Origin of the sequence: Marinobacter sp. CP1 (assembly GCF_001266795.1) — a bacterium.
GTDB classification, from domain to species: Bacteria; Pseudomonadota; Gammaproteobacteria; order Pseudomonadales; family Oleiphilaceae; genus Marinobacter; species Marinobacter flavimaris.
This window is the reverse complement of sequence record NZ_CP011929.1, coordinates 529,864-552,078: the sequence shown is the minus strand read 5'-3', so window position 1 is coordinate 552,078 and position 22,215 is coordinate 529,864. Positions and strand designations below refer to the sequence as shown.

General features: G+C 57.5%; 27 protein-coding genes. 16 read left to right on the top strand and 11 right to left on the bottom strand.

Annotated elements, in window-relative coordinates:
- Position 1 precedes the first annotated feature (1 nt).
- The 10 genes from ACP86_RS02600 to ACP86_RS02555 form a co-directional block, all read right to left on the bottom strand.
- Complete coding sequence (locus ACP86_RS02600) at positions 2-271, bottom strand: HPr family phosphocarrier protein (protein ID WP_008170151.1); 270 nt, start codon at positions 269-271, stop codon at positions 2-4.
- A gap of 7 nt (positions 272-278) precedes the next feature.
- A complete protein-coding gene (rapZ, locus tag ACP86_RS02595; protein ID WP_008170152.1) occupies positions 279-1,163 on the bottom strand; it encodes an RNase adapter RapZ in 885 nt (294 codons plus the stop codon).
- Between the two features lie 28 nt (positions 1,164-1,191).
- Entirely contained in the window at positions 1,192-1,662 is a 471-nt protein-coding gene (ptsN, locus tag ACP86_RS02590) for a PTS IIA-like nitrogen regulatory protein PtsN (protein WP_008170153.1), read from the bottom strand.
- Positions 1,663-1,749: 87 nt separating this feature from the next.
- Positions 1,750-2,058, bottom strand: a complete 309-nt coding sequence (gene hpf / locus ACP86_RS02585; RefSeq protein ID WP_008170154.1) for a ribosome hibernation promoting factor — start codon at positions 2,056-2,058, stop codon at positions 1,750-1,752.
- 101 nt (positions 2,059-2,159) lie between these two features.
- The gene (locus ACP86_RS02580; protein ID WP_176443020.1) at positions 2,160-3,686 is read right to left on the bottom strand and encodes an RNA polymerase factor sigma-54; all 1,527 of its coding nucleotides are present in this window, start codon (positions 3,684-3,686) and stop codon (positions 2,160-2,162) included.
- 151 nt (positions 3,687-3,837) lie between these two features.
- A complete protein-coding gene (gene lptB / locus ACP86_RS02575) occupies positions 3,838-4,563 on the bottom strand; it encodes an LPS export ABC transporter ATP-binding protein (protein ID WP_008170158.1) in 726 nt (241 codons plus the stop codon).
- Positions 4,541-5,095, bottom strand: a complete 555-nt coding sequence (gene lptA, locus ACP86_RS02570; protein WP_008170160.1) for a lipopolysaccharide transport periplasmic protein LptA — start codon at positions 5,093-5,095, stop codon at positions 4,541-4,543. The genes lptB and lptA overlap by 23 nt, the downstream gene beginning before the upstream one ends.
- Entirely contained in the window at positions 5,079-5,663 is a 585-nt protein-coding gene (gene lptC, locus ACP86_RS02565) for an LPS export ABC transporter periplasmic protein LptC (protein ID WP_008170163.1), read from the bottom strand. Before lptC ends, lptA begins: the two co-directional genes overlap by 17 nt.
- Positions 5,660-6,208, bottom strand: coding sequence for a KdsC family phosphatase (locus ACP86_RS02560; RefSeq protein ID WP_008170166.1), 549 nt, complete (start codon positions 6,206-6,208; stop codon positions 5,660-5,662). The genes lptC and ACP86_RS02560 overlap by 4 nt, the downstream gene beginning before the upstream one ends.
- 22 nt (positions 6,209-6,230) lie before the next feature.
- Positions 6,231-7,211: a KpsF/GutQ family sugar-phosphate isomerase gene (locus ACP86_RS02555; protein ID WP_008170168.1), complete on the bottom strand. Its 981-nt coding sequence runs from the start codon at positions 7,209-7,211 to the stop codon at positions 6,231-6,233.
- Between the two features lie 188 nt (positions 7,212-7,399).
- Between ACP86_RS02555 and ACP86_RS02550 the strand changes: the two genes are divergently transcribed.
- The 12 genes from ACP86_RS02550 to ACP86_RS02500 all read left to right on the top strand — a co-directional run bounded on the left by ACP86_RS02550 (position 7,400) and on the right by ACP86_RS02500 (position 16,374).
- Positions 7,400-8,212 (top strand): ATP-binding cassette domain-containing protein, encoded by an 813-nt coding sequence (locus tag ACP86_RS02550; RefSeq protein WP_053112675.1) that lies wholly within the window; start codon positions 7,400-7,402, stop codon positions 8,210-8,212.
- The gene (gene mlaE / locus ACP86_RS02545; RefSeq protein ID WP_053112674.1) at positions 8,209-8,991 is read left to right on the top strand and encodes a lipid asymmetry maintenance ABC transporter permease subunit MlaE; all 783 of its coding nucleotides are present in this window, start codon (positions 8,209-8,211) and stop codon (positions 8,989-8,991) included. Before ACP86_RS02550 ends, mlaE begins: the two co-directional genes overlap by 4 nt.
- 34 nt (positions 8,992-9,025) lie before the next feature.
- A complete protein-coding gene (mlaD, locus tag ACP86_RS02540; protein ID WP_053112673.1) occupies positions 9,026-9,475 on the top strand; it encodes an outer membrane lipid asymmetry maintenance protein MlaD in 450 nt (149 codons plus the stop codon).
- A 32-nt stretch (positions 9,476-9,507) separates the two neighbouring features.
- Positions 9,508-10,161, top strand: coding sequence for a phospholipid-binding protein MlaC (locus ACP86_RS02535; protein WP_008170176.1), 654 nt, complete (start codon positions 9,508-9,510; stop codon positions 10,159-10,161).
- Complete coding sequence (locus ACP86_RS02530; RefSeq protein WP_053112672.1) at positions 10,158-10,490, top strand: lipid asymmetry maintenance protein MlaB; 333 nt, start codon at positions 10,158-10,160, stop codon at positions 10,488-10,490. Before ACP86_RS02535 ends, ACP86_RS02530 begins: the two co-directional genes overlap by 4 nt.
- A gap of 104 nt (positions 10,491-10,594) precedes the next feature.
- A complete protein-coding gene (locus tag ACP86_RS02525) occupies positions 10,595-10,837 on the top strand; it encodes a BolA family protein (protein WP_008170179.1) in 243 nt (80 codons plus the stop codon).
- Between the two features lie 28 nt (positions 10,838-10,865).
- Entirely contained in the window at positions 10,866-12,128 is a 1,263-nt protein-coding gene (murA, locus tag ACP86_RS02520; protein ID WP_053112671.1) for a UDP-N-acetylglucosamine 1-carboxyvinyltransferase, read from the top strand.
- A 40-nt stretch (positions 12,129-12,168) separates the two neighbouring features.
- Complete coding sequence (gene hisG, locus ACP86_RS02515; protein ID WP_014577730.1) at positions 12,169-12,810, top strand: ATP phosphoribosyltransferase; 642 nt, start codon at positions 12,169-12,171, stop codon at positions 12,808-12,810.
- Positions 12,811-12,863: 53 nt separating this feature from the next.
- Positions 12,864-14,168 (top strand): histidinol dehydrogenase, encoded by a 1,305-nt coding sequence (gene hisD, locus ACP86_RS02510; protein ID WP_053112670.1) that lies wholly within the window; start codon positions 12,864-12,866, stop codon positions 14,166-14,168.
- 67 nt (positions 14,169-14,235) lie between these two features.
- Positions 14,236-14,370 (top strand): hypothetical protein, encoded by a 135-nt coding sequence (locus ACP86_RS23420; RefSeq protein WP_264752570.1) that lies wholly within the window; start codon positions 14,236-14,238, stop codon positions 14,368-14,370.
- A gap of 41 nt (positions 14,371-14,411) precedes the next feature.
- Positions 14,412-15,464 (top strand): histidinol-phosphate transaminase, encoded by a 1,053-nt coding sequence (gene hisC / locus ACP86_RS02505; protein ID WP_053112669.1) that lies wholly within the window; start codon positions 14,412-14,414, stop codon positions 15,462-15,464.
- Positions 15,465-15,630: 166 nt separating this feature from the next.
- The gene (locus ACP86_RS02500; RefSeq protein ID WP_053112668.1) at positions 15,631-16,374 is read left to right on the top strand and encodes a Nif3-like dinuclear metal center hexameric protein; all 744 of its coding nucleotides are present in this window, start codon (positions 15,631-15,633) and stop codon (positions 16,372-16,374) included.
- 308 nt (positions 16,375-16,682) lie between these two features.
- Here ACP86_RS02500 and ACP86_RS02495 read toward each other — a convergent pair whose 3' ends face one another.
- Positions 16,683-17,123: a YhcB family protein gene (locus ACP86_RS02495; protein WP_008170195.1), complete on the bottom strand. Its 441-nt coding sequence runs from the start codon at positions 17,121-17,123 to the stop codon at positions 16,683-16,685.
- Between the two features lie 231 nt (positions 17,124-17,354).
- On the opposite strand from ACP86_RS02495, the gene zapE reads away from it, so the two are divergent.
- From zapE to ACP86_RS02475, 4 genes are all read left to right on the top strand, one after another.
- Positions 17,355-18,452, top strand: a complete 1,098-nt coding sequence (gene zapE / locus ACP86_RS02490; protein WP_176443022.1) for a cell division protein ZapE — start codon at positions 17,355-17,357, stop codon at positions 18,450-18,452.
- A gap of 36 nt (positions 18,453-18,488) precedes the next feature.
- Positions 18,489-19,673 carry a thiolase family protein gene (locus ACP86_RS02485; RefSeq protein ID WP_053112666.1) on the top strand — a complete coding sequence of 395 codons (1,185 nt, stop codon included), beginning with the start codon at positions 18,489-18,491 and terminating at the stop codon, positions 19,671-19,673.
- A gap of 283 nt (positions 19,674-19,956) precedes the next feature.
- A complete protein-coding gene (locus ACP86_RS02480) occupies positions 19,957-20,169 on the top strand; it encodes a hypothetical protein (RefSeq protein ID WP_008170200.1) in 213 nt (70 codons plus the stop codon).
- 128 nt (positions 20,170-20,297) lie between these two features.
- Positions 20,298-22,190, top strand: coding sequence for a DUF1302 domain-containing protein (locus tag ACP86_RS02475; protein ID WP_053112665.1), 1,893 nt, complete (start codon positions 20,298-20,300; stop codon positions 22,188-22,190).
- Positions 22,191-22,215: the final 25 nt, after the last annotated feature.

Sequence of the window (22,215 nt, the reverse complement as noted above, 5' to 3'; positions counted from 1 at the left end):
TTTACTCACCCTCACCGAAATAGTCGTTAATCAGTTCCACCAATGCTTCGATGGCCTGTTCCTCATCCGGTCCGTCGGCAATGAGCTCCACATCGGTTCCTTTGCTGGCGGCCAGCATCATCACCTGCATGATGTTCTTCGCGTCCACATCCCGGCCTTTGCCGCTGATACGCACGCTGCTGTCGTATTCCGATGCCGTGTTGACCAGCTTCGCAGTGGCGCGCGCATGCAGGCCCAGTTTGTTGATGATGGTAATGGGGCGGCGAATCATGGCTTGATCAGATCTCTTCCCGGGTCTGCAGGTGTGGCAGCTCGGTGTGCCGCACTTGCACATTGCTGTACCGTTGCCGGAAGTACTCACCCAACTGCTCGCACACATACACCGACCGGTGCTGGCCGCCGGTACAGCCAATGGAAATGGTCATATAGCTGCGGTTACTGTCTGCAAAGGAGGGCAGCCAGGTATCCAGAAATGATTTCAGGTCCTCGATCATCTTCCGGCTTGCCGGTTCTTTTTCCAGAAACTCGATAACCGGCTGATCCGTCCCGACATACTTGCGGAGGCTGGTATCCCAGTAGGGGTTGGGCAGGCAGCGGACATCGAAAACGTAGTCGGAATCCAGCGGCACGCCGTGTTTGAAGCCGAATGACTGAAACAGGAGAGCCAGTTCCTGATCTTTTCGACCGACCACGCGCTGCTTGACCATGTCCCGCAGCTCGTACATGGACATGCCGGTGGTATTTACGTAAAGATCGGAAAGCTTGGAGAGGGGCTCCAGCAGTTTCTTCTCGCTGGTAATGGCTTCCCGGAGAGAGGTCCTGTCGTCACTCAACGGATGCTTTCTGCGGGTGGCGTGAAAACGCTGCAGAAGCGACTGCTCGTCGGCGTCCAGGAAGATGATTTCAACGGTAACCCCGGTTTCCTGGAGGCGCCGGTAGATCTCCTCGAAATTGGCCAGCTCGCCGGAAAGGTTCCGCGCATCGATACTGACGGCCATCTTGCCCAGTCGACCAGGCCTGGTCTGGCTGGCGGCTTCCCGTGTGAGGGGGAAGAGCAGGCCAATAGGAAGATTGTCGATGCAATAAAACCCGAGGTCCTCCAGCACATGAAGTGCGGTACTCTTGCCCGAACCGGACCTGCCACTGACGATAATCAGCTTCATGACCACCTTACCTCCACTGCAGTGAATATCAGCCGCCTGAGGCGGTCATGCGCTGGTACAGCGTGCTGGCGTCCTCGGATTGCCGGAGGCGATCACAGAACGACCGCTCATTGAACTTTTCAGCCAGTTGGCTGAGCAGCTCCAGGTGTTCGCTCGTTGCTTCCTTCGGGACGATCAGGGCGAAAATCAGATCCACCGGCTGATTGTCGATAGCATCGAATTCGACGCTTTCTTCCAGCGTCATCAGCACGCCCACCACGTGATCAAGTCCTTCCAGACGGCAGTGGGGAATGGCGATTCCCTGGCCAATGCCGGTGCTGCCCAGGCGCTCGCGGGAAATCAGGTTGTTGAAGAGCTGGGTCTCGCTGAGCGTGTTGTCCTGATGGTTTATCTGCTCGGCAATAAACTCCAGGGCCCGTTTCTTGCTGGACGCAGCTACCCTGCAGAGGGTGAGCTCCGGAGCAAGAATGTTCTCTATGGTCAGGGATGTGTCGCTCATGGATCGACTGCGTTTCCGTTAAAAAAAAGGCTGCGACACGTTACTCATGTCGCAGCTCGATTAGATGAATTGCATGAAAACAGTCAGTTAGCGAGAGCCGTTTCCGTGCATCCGGTCTACATTCTTTTCCTTGTGCTTGAGGATCTGACGGTCAAGCTTGTCGATCAGGGCATCGATGGCTGCGTACATATCCTCATTTTCTGCCTTTGCGTGAATCTCACCACCAACCACATGCAACGTGGCTTCCGCAATCTGGCGCACCTTTTCCACTTCCAGGGTCACCTGGCAGTTACTGATGTGGTCAAAGTGACGCTCGAGCTTCTCGAACTTCTCTGAAACATAATCCTTCAGTGCGGGAGTCAGTTCTACGTGATGGCCTGAAATATTGAGTTGCATAGGCGTCTCCTGTTGTCATCGTGCCGGCTCCCGGGAGCCGGTCTGGGTGCTGGCGCATTATGCGCCGGCGAATACGGTGTTGCGTCCCGGCCCCCGGGTATTCAGACCAGCCGCTTGCGCTCGTTGGACGGCGGAATGTGCATGGCCTCCCGGTACTTGGCAACGGTGCGTCGCGCAACCTTGATACCCTGTTCCCCTAGCATGGCTGCAATTTTGCTGTCGCTCAACGGCTTTTTGGGCGTTTCCGCCGCAATCAGCTTCTTGATCATCGCGCGTATGGCCGTGGAGGAGCATTCTCCACCCTCGTCAGTGCTGACATGGCTGGAGAAGAAGTACTTCAGCTCGAAAATGCCACGGGGGGTATGCATGTATTTCTGGGTGGTTACCCGTGAAATGGTCGATTCATGCATCTCTACCGCCTGGGCGATGTCTGAAAGAATCAACGGTTTCATGGCTTCTTCACCGTGATCCAGGAATCCCTGCTGGTGCTCGACAATACGGGTCGCGACTTTCAGCAAGGTCTCATTGCGGCTCTGCAGGCTCTTGATGAACCACTTGGCCTCCTGCAACTGGTCGCGCAGGTAGGTGTTGTCTGCGCTGCTGTCCGCACGCCTTATAAGTGAAGCATAGCTGGCATTGACCCGGATGCGCGGTGCAATTTCAGGATTCAGCTCAACACGCCAGCGGCCATTGTGTTTGCGAACGATCACGTCCGGAATCACATAATCGGGTTCGGCCCGGTCAATGACATCGCCCGGCCGCGGATTCAGGCCGGTGATCAGCGCCAGGACATCCCGCAACTGGTCTTCTTTCAGGCGGCTGCGGCGCAGCAACTGGGCGTAATCGCGGTTGCCCAGCAGGTTGATGTAATGGGTAATTACAAGGCGTGCCTGGGCCAGCCAGGGTGTTTCCGGCGGCAGCTGGTTGAGCTGGATCAGCAGGCATTCCTGTAGGTCCCGGGCAAACACGCCGGGCGGATCAAAGTGTTGCAGGCGGTGAAGCACGGCTTCCACTTCATCCAGTTCAAGGGGGTCTTCATCGTTCTCATCCAGCAGTCCGGCGTGGATTTCCTCCAGCGGGCTGGTGATATAGCCCCGTTCGTCCACTGCATCCATCAGGGCATGGGCAATGGCCTGGTCCCGTTCACTGAGGGGCGTCAGATTGAGCTGCCATTCCAGGTGATCCTGAAGCGTTTCGGTCGGGGAATTACGGGTTTCGAAATCGTGATCGTTTTCGTCGTCGTTGCGGGCTGCCGGCGCTGGTGCGGACTGGTAGATGTCGTCCCAGGCGGTATCAACCGGCAGATCGTCCGGAATGTTGTCAGGAATCTCGTTCTCCGAGGACCAGTCCGGGCCGTTCTCGGATTCATCCCAGTCGCTGGCCGGTTCCGGGGCAGCTTCAGCGGCGGACTCGGTGGCGTTGGCCTCGCGCTCGTCGTTTTCGCTGGCTGCGTCGGTCTGGTCATCGTCCTCGGAGGTCTCCAGCATGGGGTTGGATTCCAGTGCCTGCTGGATTTCCTGCTGGAGGTCGAGAGTGGAGAGCTGGAGAAGCCGGATCGCCTGTTGCAGCTGGGGCGTCATGGTCAGGCTTTGACCCAGCTTTAACTGTAAGGAGGCTTTCATAACCATGGTTCAGGATCCGTCACTCATCAGCGCGTTGTGTCATAAGTCGTGAAAAAATCTTTATATGCCGGTTACTTGCCGTGATTTTAATTTACCCTAGCAAGTTCTTTGCCGAGTTTACTTGCTACAGATCATCAAAACAATCAGCCATTGGGTGTCAGAGTCTGAATTCGTCGCCGAGATAGACTTCCTTGACCTGCTGGTTGGCCAGGATGGCGTCGGCATTGCCGGAGGCGATGATGTGGCCGCCGGAAACAATGTAGGCATTCTCGCAGATGTCCAGGGTCTCACGCACGTTGTGGTCGGTGATCAAAACGCCAATGCCTTTGTCCCGAAGGTGCCGGATGATGTGTTTGATGTCACTGACGGATATGGGGTCCACACCGGCGAAGGGTTCATCCAGCAGGATAAAAGCCGGCTCCATGGCCAGTGCCCGGGCAATCTCCACCCGTCGGCGTTCACCGCCGGACAATGCCATGCCAACACTGTCCCGGATATGGGTGATGTGGAATTCTTCCAATAAACCCTCGAGCTTCTTCTCCCGCTCTGCCTTGCCCAGCCCCGGCCGGGTTTCGAGGATGGCCATGATGTTGTCGCGTACGGACAGTTTGCGGAAGACCGAGGCTTCCTGGGGCAGGTAACCGATGCCCTGGCGGGCCCGACCATGCATGGGCAGGGGGGTGATATCCCGGCTGTCGATCGTGATCCGCCCGCGATCAGCGGGGACGAGCCCAACGATCATATAGAAGCAGGTGGTTTTCCCGGCACCGTTGGGACCAAGCAGCCCGACAATTTCCCCACTGCGGATTTCCAGGGAAACGTCGATCACCACTTTTTTCTGTTTGTAACTCTTTGCCAGGTTACTGGCTCTCAGAACTGCCATCGGATCCCTGTCTGTCTGTACTGCGTGGCTGAATCACCATCTCTACCCGGCCGCTGCCCTCGCCGGTGTCTGCGCCGCCCTCAGCGGTGACAACCCGGCCGACGGTATCATAATGAATGACATCACCCCGGAACAGGTTGCCATTCTGCTCGATGACTGCTTCCCGTTCAAAGGTCAGCTGGCTGTCGGTGGCAGACCAGGTAATGTTCAGGGCACGGGCATCGGTTTCGCCTTCCCCCTCGCGCGCCGGTTGACGGTATATAGCGGGCGTACCAGAGGCTTCGATCCGGCTCAGGCCGTCCTCGGTCCGGTACAGGACGACCCGCTCGGCAGTCAGGCGGGTATTGCCCTGCTCAAGTTCCACAGCGCCGGTGTAGGTGGCAATGCCCTGGCCGTCATCCAGGCGGGCGGTATCTGCGGTGACCTTGATAGGAGTGTCAGAATCAAGGTCAAATGCAGCCGCCGGGCCGATCATCACGACCGTTAGCAGGGCAGCCATCAGGCGCCGGTATCGGTTAGTTTCCGGTTTCATAGAGTCCTTCCACCTGGGAGTTCAGTTCCAGAATTCGTTCGTCTATCCACGCTTTCATGCCCGTGGCCCGGGTTATGCCGGTAACATCACGTATTTCTACGGGCGCGTCTGTATATACCATGCCCCGGTCGTTATCCAGGGTCAGGCTTGATGTTGTCAGGACGGCGTCCCGTTCGCCAATCGTGCGCTGAACCCGGACATTGTCCGTCAGGTACACCAGATTCTGGTTTTGCAGCAAGCTGCCATTGTCGGCCTCGACAATCCACGGCAGGGCCTCCTGGTCCCCGTACAGCTCGGCCCGGGGAGATTCCATGGTGGCCAGGTTGCCTTCCTCGAACTGCTCAATTCGGGGGCTGGAAAACCGGATCTTGAGATTGCCCGCTTCATCGAAGGAGGTGTACTGACCATTCACCACGAAACCGTCTGGTTCGGCGTCTCCCCGTAGGGCCGCTGCCTCGTCATCAATCACAGGGGGTTCATCGCTGCGCCAGAGCAGGAATACGGCTGCCACCACGGTAGCAGCCAGTGCCAGTGCTCGCAGCCAGGGTCTGTCCAGCAGCCAGTTCATGCCTCGGGCTCCAGATAGGGGGCAAGTGCTGCGTCAAGCCTGCCATGGGCCGTCAGCAGCAAGTCGCAGGCTTCGCGGACCGCCCCTTCGCCGCCCCGGGCAATGGTGCAGTAGTCGGCATGCTGCTGCACCAGCCAGTAACCGTTGGGCACGGTGATGCCCAGTCCGGCGAACCTCAGTGCCGGGAGATCTGGCAGATCGTCCCCCATGTATGCGATGGCCTCGGGGCTGATATCCATGGTGCTGACCAGTTCCTGAAGGGCTACCTTCTTGTCCTCTCGCCCCTGCATCAGGTGGGGAATGCCAAGATCCCGCATGCGCTTCTCGGTCAGGGGGGACTTTCGTCCGGTGATCACGGCCACGGTAATCCCGGCTGCCATCAGTTGTTTCAAACCCAGGCCATCCAGAATGTTAAAAGCCTTGAGCTCATCACCAGTGGCGCTGAAATAAAGCTTGCCGTCGCTCATGATGCCGTCGACATCCAGTGCGATCAGGCGGATCTTTACGGCCTTTGCCAACAGGGAATCCGGCCATTGGTGCTTCATATCAAACAGCTCCTCATAGCCCCTAGATAACGCCGGCACGCAGCAGGTCGTGCATATTGATGGCGCCAATCAGACCCCCCTGGTCGTCAGTAACGGGGAGGGCGTTGATCTTCATCTCCTCCATTATGTTCAGCGCTTCCGCCGCCAGATGATCGGCCTGGATCGTTTTACCATGCCGGGTCATGACCTCGTTGATGGGCGTATTGTGAATGTCCACCGATCGATCCAGAGTCCGTCGAAGGTCACCGTCCGTAAATATTCCGGTAAGAGTGCCTTTATCATTGACGACGGTGGTCATACCGAGACCCTTTCGGGACATCTCAAGAAGAGCACCGCTCAAGGGGGTATCCTCGTTGACGACTGGAATCTGATCACCGCTGTGCATGATGTCGGAGACCCTGAGCAGCAGCCGACGCCCGAGGCTGCCGCCGGGGTGAGAGATAGCGAAATCCTCGGCACTGAAGCCCCGGGCCTCAAGGAGTGCAACGGCGAGGGCATCGCCCATCACCAGGGTGGCCGTTGTGGAGGAGGTGGGCGCCAAACCCAGTGGGCAGGCTTCCACCATAACGCTGACGTCCAGATTGGCGACGGCTTCCCGGGCCAGTGTGGAGCTGGCATTGCCGGTCATGCTGATCAGCGGAGCGCCCATGCGTTTGATCAACGGCAGAATGGTGACCACCTCGCTGGTGTTGCCGCTGTTGGAAATGGCGATGACCACATCCTGGGAGGTGATCATACCCATGTCACCGTGGCTTGCCTCGCCCGGGTGCACGAAAAACGATGGCGTTCCAGTGCTGGCCAGGGTGGCGGCAATTTTGTTGCCAATGTGGCCGGATTTTCCCATGCCGGTCACAACCACGCGGCCCTTGCAGTTCATGATAACTTCGCAGGCCCGCGTGAACTGGTCGTCGATTCGGCCTTCAAGGGCATCAATGGCGTCGCGCTCAATGCGGATGGCGCGGATGGCAGAAGATCGGAAATCGCTGGGAGTCTGTTCGGTCATCGGGCTTTGGGCCTGGCTGTCGGGACGTTGTAAATGTTGGGCAGAGTATACCATTTTCACCCGGCAACGATGCCCGGTTACCGAAAGTTCAGTCAAACTGATCATTGCTATCAGTACATTTTGGGCACTTTGGATTGAGCTTGCGCGCTCCTTGGCATAATGTAGCCCCTCTTTGAAAGGTAAGGACTATGAATTCACCGGCTTACATATCGCTCAAGGACGTCGTGTTCTCCCGCTCAGGGCGCCGTATCTTCGACGGTGTCAGCCTGGACATCCCCCGCGGAAAAATCACCGCCATCATGGGGCCCAGCGGAACCGGGAAAACCACGCTGCTTCGCCTTATTGGCGGCCAGCTCAGGCCGGATTCGGGCAGTGTTGTGGTGGACGGCCATGAAGTGCCGAAGCTCAAGCGCAAAGCCCTCTACAGCCTTCGGGAAAAGATGGGCATGCTGTTCCAGAGTGGGGCGCTGTTCACCGATCTGAGCGTGTTCGAGAACGTGGCCTTCCCGTTGCGGGTGCACACAAAGCTGCCGGAAGACATGATTCGTGATGTCGTGCTAATGAAGCTTGAAGCCGTCGGATTGCGAGGCGCACGCCAACTGATGCCGTCGGAACTGTCCGGAGGTATGACCCGCCGGGTTGCTCTTGCCCGAAGTATTGCCCTGGATCCCGAGCTGATCATGTACGACGAGCCGTTCGCCGGCCAGGACCCGATTGCCATGGGCGTTCTGGTAAAGCTGATCCGCGATCTGAACAGCTCCATGGGGCTGACCAGCGTTCTGGTTTCCCACGATGTGCCCGAATCCCTGAGCATTTGCCATTACGCCTGCATCATCTCGGACGGCAAGGTGATCGGGGAGGGCACGCCTGAAGAGCTCCGGGCGCATCCTTCCGGGAAGGTCCAGCAGTTTCTCCAGGGGCAGCCGGATGGCCCGGTGCCGTTTCACTACCCGGCCGAGGGCGCCGCCCAGGACTTTGGGTTGTCCGGGGGTGTGTCTTGATTGGCAGAATTGCGGCATTCGGGCGGCTCGGTCTTGATATCGTCTCGTCATTCGGCCGTTCAGGCCGTTTCCTTGCAGGCGTTCTGGGCGGTGTGCCCAGGCCGGCGACCGGTTTCCCCCTTCTGGTGAAGCAGCTGTACGCCGTTGGCGTTCTGTCCCTGGCCATTATCGTGGTTTCTGGCCTGTTTATTGGCATGGTGCTGGGGCTGCAGGGGTATACAATTCTGAGTGATTACGGTTCCGAGGCCGCTATCGGCCAGATGATTGCCCTGACCCTGGTGCGCGAACTCGGGCCGGTGGTAACCGCGTTGCTCTTCGCGGGCCGGGCCGGTTCGGCGCTGACAGCGGAAATAGGCCTGATGAAAGCCACCGAGCAGCTGTCTAGCATGGAAATGATGGGTGTGGACCCGCTTCGGCGCGTCATTGCGCCCCGCCTCTGGGCCGGGTTTATCGCCATGCCGGTACTGGCGGTCATTTTCTCGGTGGTCGGCATCTGGGGCGGTATGCTGGTGGGTGTAGACTGGCTGGGCGTGTTCGAAGGCTCCTTCTGGGGCAATATGCAGTCGTCGGTGGATTTTGTTGATGATGTCCTGAACGGTGTCATCAAGAGCGTTGTTTTCGGCTTTGTCTGCGCCTGGATTGCGGTCTACCAGGGGTATGACTGTGTGCCGACATCGGCAGGGATCAGCTCGGCGACCACCAAGACCGTGGTGTACTCATCGCTGGCGGTGCTGGGGCTGGATTTCGTGCTGACCGCTGTCATGTTTGGCGATTTCTGAATCAACGATTAACGAGATAATACCGGAGCCTGAAATGGCGCAGAGAACCACTGAAATCATCGTTGGCCTGTTCATGATCGCAGGCTGTGCAGCTTTGCTGGTCCTGGCGCTTCAGGTGAGCGGGCTGTCGCCGAAATCGGCCGAGAGCACCTACACCATATATGCCAATTTCAACGATACGGGCGGGCTCACGCCCCGCGGTCGGGTCTCGATGGCCGGGGTAACGGTTGGCACCATCGAATCCATCAGCCTGAACACGGAAACCTTCCAGGCTCGGGTCGAGATGTCGATTCATTCGGATGTGGACAATATCCCGTCGGACAGTTCCGCAGTTATACGTACATCCGGCCTGCTCGGCGAGCAGTACATTGATATATCGATTGGCGCCGAGATGGATTCGCTGAAAGAGGGCGATACCTTCTATTCGACACAGTCGGCCATGAACCTGGAACGGCTGATCAGCAACTTTGCATCGGGCCGTTGATTCGGGCCGGAAAGATCAAACAGGAGATCCTGATGTTTGCACTGAGACACCACATTCTGATCGGCCTCTTCATGGCCCTGGCTCTGGTCGCGCCGACCCAGGCGAGTGAAGCGGAGGAGCTTCGCAAGTATGTGGATGCCAACACCCAGCGGCTCGTGGACAAGCTGAACGAGGAGCGCGGACTCTACGAGCGGGATCCAGAGGCTTTTTATAAAAGCATGGATGAGGCTCTGACCGATTTTGTCGACTTCCGCCGCATCGCTGCCAGGGTGATGGGCCGTTACGCACGCCAAACGACGCCTGAGCAACGAGACGAGTTCGTGGCCAAGTTCAAGCGCAGTCTGTTTGACAGCTACGCCCAGGCGCTGGTTAATGCCGAGAATTTCGAGATCCAGGTCAAGGAGGCGACCATCAACCCCCAGAGTGACGATCGAGCCTCTGTGCAGATGGAAGTGATCAGTGCCTCCGGTAATCGCTACCCGGTGACCTATTCAATGTACAAGACGGCGGAAGGCAAGTGGCTGATGGAAAATGTCATTGTTGAGGGCGTCAACATAGGCCTGGCTTTCCGGGATCGATTCGGCCAGGAGATGGAAGAAAACCGCGGCCAGATCCAGGCGGTGATTGATGGGTGGAGCGACGCTGTTGAAAGTCTGAACCTCGATCAGGAAGTCAACCAATCATGACCAGCGGCTCGCCTGTGGTTCAGCTCCTGGACGGCGTGCTCGTCGTTACCGGTGAAGTGAACACAGACACCGTGGTCGGCTTGAGAAAGCAGGGTGAGAAGCTGATCCGTTTGGCTTCTGCCGATCTTGTCGTCGATCTCGATGGACTGGTGACGGCCCACAGTGCTGTTCTCTCAATGCTGTTCTGCTGGCAGCGCCTGGCGCATCAGGCGGGCGTTGCCCTTTCGTTTCGTGGCGTCAGCGGCCGTCTGGCCTCGCTGGCAGCCCTGAGCAATCTTGATGATCAGCTTGAGGGGTTTGGCCCGGAAGCCGTCCATCCCGCCCACTGATTATTCCGGTTTAGCTCCCTTTGTTGACCGGACGCTAAAGCTGACCCGAGCGCCGGAATTGGTTACAATCTCGCCCCTGATTTCAAAACACCCGAGGATTTTCTATGGATGCCGCCCAAGTCACCGAGCTGGTCAAAGAAGCGTTGCCCGGCTGTGAAGTTCAGGTACAGGTTGATGGTACCCATTACCTGGTCGTCGTGGTGGGTGACGTATTCGAAGGCCTGCCGACTATCAAGCGCCAGCAGTTGATCAACAAGGCGCTGTTCCAGCAGATCATGGATGGCTCGATTCACGCCCTTCATCCAAAAGCATTTACTCCGGCCGAATGGGCTGAGCGCCAGGGCTGAACGGTCCGGACAAAACAGGATATTTATTGTGGATAAACTTCTGATCAGAGGGCGCAAGCCTCTGGATGGTGAAATCCGGATTTCCGGTGCCAAGAACGCCGCACTGCCGATCCTCGCAGCAACTCTGCTGGCGGATGAGCCGGTAACCGTAGGCAATCTACCGCACCTGCACGACGTAACCACCATGATCGAGCTTCTGGGTCGCATGGGTGTTGAAGTGATCATTGATGAGAAGATGAGCGTGGAAATCCACGCCAACACCATCAAACACTTCCATGCCCCTTACGAGCTGGTGAAAACCATGCGGGCCTCCATTCTGGTGCTGGGTCCTCTGGTCGCTCACTTCGGCGAAGCAGAAGTATCCCTGCCCGGCGGTTGTGCGATCGGTAGTCGCCCGGTGAACCTGCACATCCATGGCCTGGAAATGATGGGCGCGGACATCAAGGTCGAGAATGGCTACATCAAGGCCAAGACCAACGGTCGTCTGAAAGGCGCGCACATTTTCCTGGATACGGTCACCGTAACCGGTACCGAGAATCTTATGATGGCGGCTGCCCTGGCCGACGGAAAAACCATCCTGGAAAACGCGGCCCGCGAGCCGGAGGTTGTTGACCTCGCCGAGTGTCTGATCGCCATGGGCGCAGACATCAAAGGTCACGGCACCGCCACCATCGAAATCAACGGTGTTGAGCGCCTGCACGGTTGCCATTACAACGTGCTGCCAGACCGTGTTGAAACCGGTACCTATCTCGTCGCTGCGGCTGCAACCGGCGGTAGGGTAAAACTGAAGGATACCCGGGAAGACCTGCTGGAAGCTGTTGTCCTCAAGCTCCAAGAGGCCGGCGCCCACATCAACACCGGCCCGGACTGGATTGAACTGGACATGAAGGGTAACCGCCCGAAAGCGGTTAGCCTGCGTACAGCGCCATATCCGGCCTTCCCGACCGACATGCAGGCCCAGTTCGCTGCAATGAACGCCGTGGCCGAAGGCACCGGTACCATTGTGGAAACCGTGTTCGAGAACCGGTTCATGCACCTTCAGGAACTGATCCGCATGGGTGCGGATATCACGCTTGAGGGCAATGCCGCGATCATCAAGGGCGTGGATCACCTAACCGGTGCGCCGGTTATGGCCACGGACCTCAGGGCCTCGGCAAGCCTTGTCATCGCCGGCCTCATGGCCGACGGCGATACCATCGTAGATCGCATCTATCACATAGACCGCGGGTACGAGTGTATCGAAGAGAAACTGCAGTTGCTGGGTGCCACCATCCGCCGCCTGCCAGCGTGAAAGACATCTATCCAGACACTACGGGAAACCGGAAGAATCCATGACAGATTCCATAACCATCGCCTTGTCGAAGGGACGAATCCTGGAAGAAACCCTGCCGCTGTTGGCGGAAGCAGGAATCGAACTGATCGACGACGTCAAAAAGTCGCGCAAACTGGTGTTCCCGACAACGGACCCCAATGTTCGGGTTCTGATTATCCGGGCCACAGACGTGCCGACTTATGTTCAGTACGGCGGCGCGGACCTTGGTGTGACCGGCAAGGACGTGCTGATGGAGCATGGTGGGGAAGGGCTGTATGAGCCACTGGATCTGAACATTTCCCGGTGTCGCCTTATGACCGCCGGCCCGAAAGATCAGACTCCGCCATCCGGTCGTATCAAGGTGGCTACAAAGTTCGTCAACCTGGCTCGCCGGTACTACTCGGCCCAGGGTCGCCAGGCAGACATCATCAAGCTCTACGGCGCTATGGAGCTGGCTCCGATTCTCGGGCTGGCCGACGAGATCGTCGACATTGTCGACACCGGCAACACGCTGAAGGCGAACGGCCTCGAGGCCCGGGAACTGATTGAACACATCAGCAGCCGGCTGGTGGTCAATCGTGCCTCCATGAAGATGAAACACGAGCGTATTAACCCCATAATCGAAAAGATGTCCGCAGCTGTGGATAAACGCCGGACCTGATGTCAGGGCCGGCCAGAGTCAGTTAGTCGTTAATCCCATACAGGATTTGAGTTATGACCGCCAAGATCACCCGATTGAACGCTTCCCAAAGTGACTTTAATGATGCGTTGGCCAAACTTTTGGCCTGGGACGACAGCGTTGATCATCAGGTGAACGAGTCGGTGCGCCACATCCTGCATGAGGTGAAAACCCGGGGTGACCAGGCGGTTCTGGAATTTACCGAGAAATTCGATCGCCTGAAGGTTGGGTCCGTCGCCGAGTTGGAAATGGACCAAAGCCGTTTGCAGCAGGCCCTGGACGCGATTCCCCAGGACCAGCGGGTTGCCCTTGAAAAAGCGGCTGAGCGAATTCGCGACTACCACGAACGCCAGAACCAGAAGTCCTGGCAGTATGAAGACGAAGACGGAACCGTGCTCGGCCAGAAGGTAACGCCGCTGGATCGGGCGGGTCTTTACGTGCCCGGCGGGAAAGCCGCTTATCCGTCATCCGTGCTCATGAACGCCATTCCCGCAAAGGTCGCGGGTGTCAGTGAAGTCGTGATGGTTGTTCCGACACCGGATGGTGTGGTGAATGACATGGTCCTGGCCTCCGCAGCGATTGCCGGTGTTGACCGGGTCTTCACCGTTGGCGGTGCCCAGGCCGTGGGCGCGCTCGCCTATGGCACAGAAACCATTCCTGCCGTTGATAAAATCGTCGGCCCCGGCAACATTTTCGTCGCCACCGCCAAGCGCGAAGTCTTCGGCGTTGTCGGCATCGACATGATCGCCGGCCCCTCGGAAATCCTCGTGATCAGCGACGGCAAAACCGACCCCGACTGGATCGCCATGGACCTGTTCTCCCAGGCAGAACACGACGAGCAGGCCCAGTCCATCCTGATCAGCCCGGATGCCGAATTCCTGGATGCCGTCGAAGCCAGCATCAACAAACTGCTGCCAACCATGGAGCGCGCCGACATCATCCGCACCTCCATGACCGACCGCGCCGCGCTGATCCAGGTCGCCGATCTGAAACAAGCCGCCGAAGTCTCCAACCGCATCGCCCCGGAGCACCTGGAGCTGTCGGTCGAAGACCCCGAGGCCATGCTCGAAGACATTCGCCACGCCGGCGCCATCTTCATGGGCCGCTACACCGCCGAAGCCCTCGGCGACTACTGCGCCGGCCCGAACCACGTGTTGCCCACCAGCGGCACAGCACGGTTCTCTTCCCCGCTGGGCGTCTACGACTTCCAGAAACGGTCTTCCATCATCGGCTTCAGCGCTGCCGGTGCTGACCGCATGGGGCGTGTGGCGTCGGTTCTTGCACGTGGCGAAGGCTTAACCGCCCACGCCCGGTCGGCGGAATATCGTATTAAAGATTAAAAGACTTCACCCCCTATGTATGCAGGGCGGCGGGCAGGTCACTCTCCGAGAATGTCGGCGGCCATGGATGGCCGACGCCAAGCGCACATGGGTGTGGCAGAGCGATGATGAAGCGGAGCTTCATGCGATAGCCACACGACAGCAATCTGAGATTGCTGGCCGGACCCGCTTGCGGGTGCTCGTAGCGGTTCTCGGAGATTGAGCTGCCCGTCGCCCGTCTGCACCAAACGGAGTGCAAAAGCTATGAGCAAATTCTGGAGCCCCCTGGTAAACGACCTGGTTCCGTACGTACCAGGCGAACAGCCAAAAATGGCCAACCTGGTGAAGCTGAACACCAACGAAAACCCCTTCGGCCCCTCACCAAAAGTCATCGAAGCCATCCAGGCCGAACTGAACGACGGCTTGCGCCTCTATCCGGATCCGGAAGGCGAAAGCCTGCGCCAGACTATCGCGGCGTACCACAAGGTAAAGCCGGAACAGATCTTCCTCGGCAACGGCTCCGATGAAGTCCTCGCACACATCTTCTTCGGTCTGTTTCAGCACGGCGAACCGATCCTGTTTCCGGACATCACCTACAGCTTCTATCCGGTTTACTGTGGCCTCTATAACATCGAGAGCCAAAAAGTCCCGCTGACAGAAAGCTTTGAAATCAACCCGGACGACTTCAAGCAACCCAACGGCGGCGTCATCTTCCCGAACCCGAACGCGCCAACCGGTCGGTATCTTGAGCTGCAATATGTTGAAGAAATCCTGGCTGCCAACCCGGATCGTGTCGTTGTTGTGGATGAAGCCTACATCGATTTCGGTGGCGAGTCGGCGATTACCCTGGTCGACAAGTACCCGAACCTGCTGGTCTCCCAGACGCTCTCCAAGGCGCGGTCACTGGCCGGTTTGCGGGTAGGTTTCGCCGTCGGCCACCCAGACCTGATCGAGGCCCTGAACCGGGTGAAGAACAGCTTCAACAGCTACCCGCTGGACCGCCTGGCCCTGGCCGGCGCGAAGGCGGCCTACGAGGATGAAGCCTGGTTCCGGAAGTGCTGCGAGGGCGTGATCTCCGAGCGCGAGCGTGTAATTACCGCCCTCGAAGATCTTGGATTCGAGGTGTTACCCTCCAAGGCAAACTTCATCTTTGCCCGTCATAAAGATCAGCCGGGCGAGGTTTTGGCCAAAGGCCTGAGGGAGCAGGGTATTATCGTCCGGCACTTCAATAAGCCCCGAATTAGCGAATTTCTGCGAATCACTATTGGCACTGTTGAGCAGAATGATGCTTTGATTGAGGGGCTCCGGTCCCTCTAGCCTGCTAAGTTGGCGGGTAGAGTGAGGCAGACGCCCCTTCCCGGGAACCGCTACGAGCACATCCATGTGCGCTTGGCGTCGGCCATCCTTGGCCGCCGACATTCCCGGGAAGGGGCGTCTGCCTCACTCCTCGAGCTTCTCTGAAATAGTCCGGAGTGGAGTTTTTATGGCAAATCGAAGCGACATCCTTGAGAAAATCAACGAATGGCTCCAACCCGATAATTTCCAGGATTACTGTCCCAATGGCCTGCAAGTTGAAGGCACGCCTGAAATTAAAACCGTCATCTCTGGCGTAACGGCCTCAAAGGCTCTGATCGAAGCTGCGATCGAAGCAAACGCCGATATGATCCTGGTCCACCACGGTTACTTCTGGAAAGGCGAGGATCAGCGCATTCAGGGGATGAAACGAGAACGTTTGAAGCAACTCCTGGACAACGATATCAATCTTGTCGCCTACCACCTCCCGCTGGATGACCATCCCGAATACGGCAACAATCGTCAGCTTGCGAACATTCTCAACATCAAGAACCCGCGCCCGTTAGGTGGTTTGGTGTGGGAAGGCGAGCTGGAAGAAGCAATGTCTCCCGAGAAGTTCGGTCTTCACATTGCCAGACAGCTTCACCGTGAACCGCTCTGGGTGGGCGAAGGTCCGACTGCGATCAAGCGGGTAGGGTGGTGTACCGGTGCTGCACAGGGGTTTATTAACATTGCTCTGGATGCGGGGCTCGATGCCTATATCAGCGGTGAAATCTCCGAGCCGACGACGCACACGGCAAGGGAGTGTGGTATCCACTACTATGCGGCTGGTCATCACGCGACTGAGCGTTATGGTGTGCAAGCGCTCGGGAAAGCGTTAGCCGAGGAATTTGGGGTGAGTCACAAGTTTATTGATTGCGACAACCCTGTCTAATCAGGAATAGATGGTTAGATGAAGGCTTAGTGCGAATTGCACAGAGTCGACGGAGCGGGGTAGTCACCCCTTTCCGAGAATGTCGGCGGCCAAGGATGGCCGACGTCAAGCGCAGATGGGTGAGGCCGAGCGTTTATGAAGCGAAGCTTCATGCGACAGCCGAACGCCAGCAATCTGTGATTGCTGGCCGGACCCGCGTGCGGGTGCTCGTAGCGGTTCCCGGACAGGGGTGTCCGACCCGCCCACTCACTGAAATTAGAAGTCTTACAATGGCCCGACCGCCGAATTAAGGTCAGGCCTTGAACGAATCAGGCCTGCTGAGCCTTATCACCCTTCTTGAGCCCAAAGTCCTCAGCAAGCGTGCCGGAATCCTTAGGATCTGTCTTGGGCGCATAATCCCGCGGCGGCTCGGAAGCGTCCTCGCGAACCTCTTCCAGGCGCTTCTTGGAAGTCTCCTGCGCCAACTCCTCCATCCAGTCTTCGTCATTGCAAAGACGGTTGGCGCCGCGTGCCATATGCTGGTTCACGTCGCGGTAGGCATCGTTGAAGCGGCGCAGCAAATGGGCCGACTCCATGAAATGCTCGTTCACCTGGGCCTGGTAGCGGGTATATTCGCTTCTCAGTTCCTCAATCTGCTGTTCCGCCCGGCGCTGCCGAAGCGACGTTCCCTGCCCGGAACGGCCAACAAATACCCCGATGACAATGCCAACAACCAATGCGGCAATCGCTGCCAGAATCAGGTTTGTCATATGCTGTGTCGTCCTTTTACCTAGAAGTGAGCCAAGCCCCTGTTCGACGAGTATAACGCCCCAGGCTCCATCATCCCATGATTGTGGCCTGCGCCAATCGTCGTATTGCTGCCGAGGCGGCCAACGTGGCGAAAAATCGCCAAATGCGAGACAATATGGCGCCCAAATTTACGATCAACTTCCGGGAATACCTTGATGACAGCTGCGATGTCCTCCGAAACCAGTGCGACCATGACCCCTTGGCAACGTTACCAGAAGGATCTTGAACGCCCGGATTTCCAGAAGGACTCGGCCCAGGAAGATGCGGTCAAGCGCCTTCAGTCACTGTACGACAAACTGGTGGAAGCCGAAAGGGATCGCAGCAAGCCCAAGGCCAAACTTTTGCGCAAGCTCAAGAAAGGCAAAGAAGAGCCGGTCAAGGGCCTGTATTTCTGGGGTGGGGTAGGCCGGGGAAAAACCTACCTGATGGATACCTTCTACGAGTCGCTGCCCTTTGATCGCAAGATGCGGGTCCACTTCCACCGCTTCATGCAGCGGGTACACAGCGAGCTCAGATCCCTCAAGGGCGAGAAGAATCCACTCGAGCTGGTCTCGAAAAAGTTTGCCGATGAAGCCCGGGTTATCTGTTTCGATGAGTTTTTCGTGTCCGACATTGGCGATGCCATGATTCTCGCCACCCTGATGGACGGCTTGTTTAGCCGTGGCGTCACGCTGGTGTGCACTTCTAATATCGTCCCGGATGGTCTTTACAAGGATGGTCTCCAGCGGGCCCGCTTCCTGCCGGCTATCGAGCTGGTCAAGAAGCACACCGACGTGGTCAACGTGGATGGCGGGGTAGATTACCGGTTAAGAACCCTCGAGCAGGCGGAGCTCTTTCACTCGCCACTGGATGAAGAAGCGGACGTCAGCCTTCGCAAGAGCTTTGATGCCCTGGCAGTTGAGGCAGCGAAACACAGTAAAACCATGGAAATCAACGGCCGCAAAATTCCGGCCCAGGCCCACGCTGACGACGTAGTCTGGTTTGATTTCAAAGACGTCTGCGACGGCCCCCGAAGCCAGAACGATTACATCGAAATGGCCCGCCAGTTCCACGCCATTATCGTCAGCAACGTGCCCATCCTGGGCAAAGAGAAAGACGACCAGGCTCGCCGATTCATCAACATGATTGACGAATTCTACGACCGCAACGTCAAAGTCATTATCTCGGCAGCCGCCCCGATTACCGAGCTCTATACCGGCGGCCGCCTCGGCTTTGAATTCGAGCGCACTGAATCCCGCCTGCTGGAGATGCAGTCCCGGGAATACCTTGAAGCGCCGCATAAGCCATAAAAAAAACTACCAGACAACCAACAGAGAGATTCAGAAATGAGTACAGAGAACGTCGTCATCGTAAGCGGTGTCCGCACCCCCATGGGCGGATTTCAGGGTAGCCTGGCCAGTGTCAGCGCCACCGACCTGGGCGCGCTTACCATCGCCGAAGCCGTAAAACGCGCTGGTCTGCAGCCCGCGGACGTGCAGGAAGTCATTATGGGCAACGTCCTGCCTGCCGGCCTAAAACAGGGCCCGGCCCGCCAGGCCATGCGCAAGGCTGGTCTTCCGGACCACACTGGAGCCACCACCATCAATAAACTCTGCGGCTCCGGCATGAAAGCCGCCATGTTCGCCCATGATCTGATTAAAGCCGGCAGCAATGACATCATGGTAGCTGGTGGTATGGAAAGCATGTCGAACGCTCCCTACATCCTGCAGGGCGTTCGCAGCGGCTACCGCATGGGCCCGGGCCAGGCACCCCAGGATCACATGTTCCTGGATGGCCTGGAAGACGCCGAAACCGGTCGCCTGATGGGCGCCTTCGCCCAGGAAATGGCCGACAAGAAAGGCTACACCCGGGAAGAGATGGACGAGTATGCCATCACCTCTCTGACCCGGGCCAAGAAAGCCATCGAAGAAGGCCTGTTGAAAGACGAGATCGTCCCGGTAACCGTTAAAAGCCGCAAAGGCGAAGTAGTTGTCGAGGACGACGAGCAACCCCACAACGCCAACATCGACAAGATCCCGAGCCTCCGCCCGGCCTTCGCCAAAGATGGCACCGTCACAGCGGCAAATGCCTCTTCGATCTCAGACGGCGCTTCTGCGTTGCTCCTGATGCGCGAGTCCGAAGCTGAAAAGCGCGGCCTCAAACCCCTGGCGCGAATCGTCGGTCACAGCACCCAGTCCCAGCATCCTGCCGAGTTTACCTGCGCGCCGGTTGGCGCTATCGAAACCCTATTCGGCAAAACCGGTTGGAGCAAAGACGACGTCGACCTCTTCGAGATCAACGAAGCCTTCGCCATGGTCGCCATGATGCCGATCCGCGAACTCGGCCTCGACCCCGAAAAAGTCAACATCCACGGCGGCGCCTGCGCCCAGGGTCACCCCGTCGGTTCCACCGGCTCCCGCCTGCTGGTCACCCTCATGTATGCTCTTCAGCGTTACGGCAAAAAGAAGGGCATTGCAGCTCTTTGCATTGGTGGCGGCGAGGCTACGGCCATGGCTATTGAGATGCTTTAAGCAGGAATCCTGTATAGCTCTTTTGCTTCGGTTGTTGGACAAGGGGCGGTCGTCTTTCTGAAACACGCCGTAAATACGTCCCTGTAGGCTTGACGGCAGCATCCATGCTGCCGACAGTTTCAGAAAGACGACCGCCCCTTGCCCCTGACAATACGAGAAGGCTTTTCGAGGCACTGGTGCCGAAGCTTCCTTTTGTCGTGAATCTGGTGACATCTGAGTCGCAGATTACATCGGAACTATGGGCGCTGACGTCGGGGTGAGCCTTCCGGGAATGTAGAGGGCCATGGATGGCCCGAAACAAGCGCACATGGATGTGCTCGTAGCGGTTCCCGGAAGGCTCACCCCGGCGGCAGTGCTTGCTCCCAAGTTTAAAGCGAAAAAAACCACCAAAACCAAAGTGGTTGCATCTAATTTTGTTGTCTATAGTGATTCTGTGCGACGGAACCCGGCGGCAAACGGCGTTTACAGGGGGATGATAGCAAAATCATACTTTTGACTGATCAAAGCGCCCGAAGGCGTTAGCTATAGTGCCAATATCACGAGCACTGTGCACGAAGCCTCCAATACATCGTGAACACCAATAATCAGAGCAGCGACTCAGAACAACAATGGAGTAGCCTTCCAATGACAAGAAAAACACATCAATGGCAGCGTTGGACCAAATTACCGCTTGCCGTGGCAGTTGCGGCGGGAGTGTCCGGTCACGCAGCCGCCTATTCGTTCTACGTGGGAGATGTGGAAGCCCAGTTCAACACCACGCTGTCCGCAGGTGCCGGTTGGCGGGTCGAAGATCGCGACAAACGCCTTATCGCCCAGGGTAACCTTGGCCCCGAGTACGCTCCGGGCGGTGCTCTGGAAAACATCGGCGCCTCCACCAACAACTACGACGACGGCAACCTCAACTTCGAAAGTGGCGATACCTACTCCAAAATCGTCAAGGGTAACAGCGAGCTTTACCTCAATTACAACGTCGACAGCTCTTTCCTTACCCGTGTTGGTGGTTTGCTTCGAGGCCGCTACTGGTATGATTTTGAACTGAAAGATGAAAGCCGTGCCGTTGATTTTGTCGGTCAGCGCCGCGAGCTGAATCAACATGCCAAGGACTATGCTTCCGGTGGTGAAATTCTGGATGCCTATGTATTCTCGGACTGGTACTTTGGCCAGATTCCGGTCAGCCTGCGTTATGGCAAGCAGGTTCTCAGCTGGGGCGAAAGTACGTTTATTCAGGGCGGTATCAATATCATCAACCCTGTAGACGTTCCCGCCTTCCGGGCGCCGGGCTCTGAACTGAAAGACGCGCTTCTCCCGGTCGAGATGTTCTACATGTCTGCGGGTATCACAGAGAACGTCACCGTTGAGACCTTCGTACAGGCAGACTGGGAGCCGGTTCGTCCGGACGACTGTGGTACCTTCTTCTCCACCAACGATTTCGCAGCTGATGGTTGCGGCCCGGTACTTCTCGCTGGCCAGCTACCGGATTCCCAGGCCTTTGCACAGGGCTTCATCGCGCCTCGGATTGGAGACCAGGAAGCGGATTCCAAAGACCAGTTTGGTGTGGCCGTGCGCTGGTATGTACCTGAGCTGAATGACTCAGAGCTGGGTTTCTACTACATCAAGTACAACAGTCGTCTGCCATACGTCAGTGGTCTGGTGAACAACCCATCCAGCCCGACTTCGACGCAGCAGAACGATCCGAGCCTGCCGTTCTCCAGCTTCCCGAGCTACTTCATCGAGTACCCGGAGAACATCAACCTGTACGGCATCAGCATCAACACCACCACACCCGGTGGCTGGTCGCTGGGCGCTGAATACAGCTTCCGCGACAACGTGCCTTTGCAGTGGAACGCTTTTGAATTGATCTTTGGTGGCTTGCAGCAGCGTGATCCAGCAGGTGACCCACTTAGTAAGCTGGAAGCGCAGCGTCTTGCAGAAAATCCGGGTGCAAACCTGGCTGGCAAGCCGGTCGCCGGATACGATCGTTTCAATGTGTCCCAGGCTCAGTTTACGCTGATCAAGTTCTTCGATCAGGTAATGGGCGCCAGTCGGCTGTCTTTGATCACGGAGTTCGGTGCAACTTATGTGCATGACCTGCCGGATTACGACGAAGCTCGTTACGGTCGTTCAGGCACCTTCGGTATTGGTACTCTCCCGTTCGGCCCAATCGACATCTGTTCCGACGGTGGTGCCAACATCAACACCAACTACTGTAACAACGAAGGCTTCACAACCGACTTCTCGTGGGGTTACCGTACCCGTCTGGTTTGGGATTACCTGGACGCCGTGGCCGGTGTTAACCTGTCACCTCAGCTGGCCTGGAGCCACGATGTTGAGGGTTACAGCCCGCAGCCGGGCGGTGCTTTCAACGAAGGCAGCAAGGCTATCGGTCTGTCTCTGCAGGCGGTTTACCAGAACAAGATTACCGGCAACATCGGTTACACAAACTTTTTCGGCGGCAAGCCGTATAACGAGTTGACTGACCGCGATTTCGTGAGTGCTAGCGTTTCATACTCATTCTGAACCCGGAAAGTATTCGTTGAACGAG

What these genes read in the sequence shown, in the direction of transcription:
- ACP86_RS02600 (WP_008170151.1), bottom strand. Translation starts at nt 271, where the DNA reads ATGATTCGCCGCCCCATTACCATCATCAACAAACTGGGCCTGCATGCG.
- ACP86_RS23420 (WP_264752570.1), top strand. Translation starts at nt 14,236, where the DNA reads ATGGCCGACGCCAAGCGCACATGGGTGTGGCAGAGCGATGATGAAGCG.
- mlaD (WP_053112673.1), top strand. Translation starts at nt 9,026, where the DNA reads ATGGCGCAGAGAACCACTGAAATCATCGTTGGCCTGTTCATGATCGCA.
- ptsN (WP_008170153.1), bottom strand. Translation starts at nt 1,662, where the DNA reads ATGAGCGACACATCCCTGACCATAGAGAACATTCTTGCTCCGGAGCTC.
- lptC (WP_008170163.1), bottom strand. Translation starts at nt 5,663, where the DNA reads ATGAACTGGCTGCTGGACAGACCCTGGCTGCGAGCACTGGCACTGGCT.
- hpf (WP_008170154.1), bottom strand. Translation starts at nt 2,058, where the DNA reads ATGCAACTCAATATTTCAGGCCATCACGTAGAACTGACTCCCGCACTG.
- ACP86_RS02535 (WP_008170176.1), top strand. Translation starts at nt 9,508, where the DNA reads ATGTTTGCACTGAGACACCACATTCTGATCGGCCTCTTCATGGCCCTG.
- zapE (WP_176443022.1), top strand. Translation starts at nt 17,355, where the DNA reads ATGACCCCTTGGCAACGTTACCAGAAGGATCTTGAACGCCCGGATTTC.
- lptB (WP_008170158.1), bottom strand. Translation starts at nt 4,563, where the DNA reads ATGGCAGTTCTGAGAGCCAGTAACCTGGCAAAGAGTTACAAACAGAAA.
- ACP86_RS02560 (WP_008170166.1), bottom strand. Translation starts at nt 6,208, where the DNA reads ATGAAGCACCAATGGCCGGATTCCCTGTTGGCAAAGGCCGTAAAGATC.
- ACP86_RS02580 (WP_176443020.1), bottom strand. Translation starts at nt 3,686, where the DNA reads ATGGTTATGAAAGCCTCCTTACAGTTAAAGCTGGGTCAAAGCCTGACC.
- ACP86_RS02480 (WP_008170200.1), top strand. Translation starts at nt 19,957, where the DNA reads ATGGATGGCCCGAAACAAGCGCACATGGATGTGCTCGTAGCGGTTCCC.
- ACP86_RS02530 (WP_053112672.1), top strand. Translation starts at nt 10,158, where the DNA reads ATGACCAGCGGCTCGCCTGTGGTTCAGCTCCTGGACGGCGTGCTCGTC.
- hisD (WP_053112670.1), top strand. Translation starts at nt 12,864, where the DNA reads ATGACCGCCAAGATCACCCGATTGAACGCTTCCCAAAGTGACTTTAAT.
- lptA (WP_008170160.1), bottom strand. Translation starts at nt 5,095, where the DNA reads ATGAAACCGGAAACTAACCGATACCGGCGCCTGATGGCTGCCCTGCTA.
- ACP86_RS02475 (WP_053112665.1), top strand. Translation starts at nt 20,298, where the DNA reads ATGACAAGAAAAACACATCAATGGCAGCGTTGGACCAAATTACCGCTT.
- ACP86_RS02525 (WP_008170179.1), top strand. Translation starts at nt 10,595, where the DNA reads ATGGATGCCGCCCAAGTCACCGAGCTGGTCAAAGAAGCGTTGCCCGGC.
- ACP86_RS02495 (WP_008170195.1), bottom strand. Translation starts at nt 17,123, where the DNA reads ATGACAAACCTGATTCTGGCAGCGATTGCCGCATTGGTTGTTGGCATT.
- ACP86_RS02500 (WP_053112668.1), top strand. Translation starts at nt 15,631, where the DNA reads ATGGCAAATCGAAGCGACATCCTTGAGAAAATCAACGAATGGCTCCAA.
- ACP86_RS02485 (WP_053112666.1), top strand. Translation starts at nt 18,489, where the DNA reads ATGAGTACAGAGAACGTCGTCATCGTAAGCGGTGTCCGCACCCCCATG.
- ACP86_RS02550 (WP_053112675.1), top strand. Translation starts at nt 7,400, where the DNA reads ATGAATTCACCGGCTTACATATCGCTCAAGGACGTCGTGTTCTCCCGC.
- rapZ (WP_008170152.1), bottom strand. Translation starts at nt 1,163, where the DNA reads ATGAAGCTGATTATCGTCAGTGGCAGGTCCGGTTCGGGCAAGAGTACC.
- hisG (WP_014577730.1), top strand. Translation starts at nt 12,169, where the DNA reads ATGACAGATTCCATAACCATCGCCTTGTCGAAGGGACGAATCCTGGAA.
- hisC (WP_053112669.1), top strand. Translation starts at nt 14,412, where the DNA reads ATGAGCAAATTCTGGAGCCCCCTGGTAAACGACCTGGTTCCGTACGTA.
- ACP86_RS02555 (WP_008170168.1), bottom strand. Translation starts at nt 7,211, where the DNA reads ATGACCGAACAGACTCCCAGCGATTTCCGATCTTCTGCCATCCGCGCC.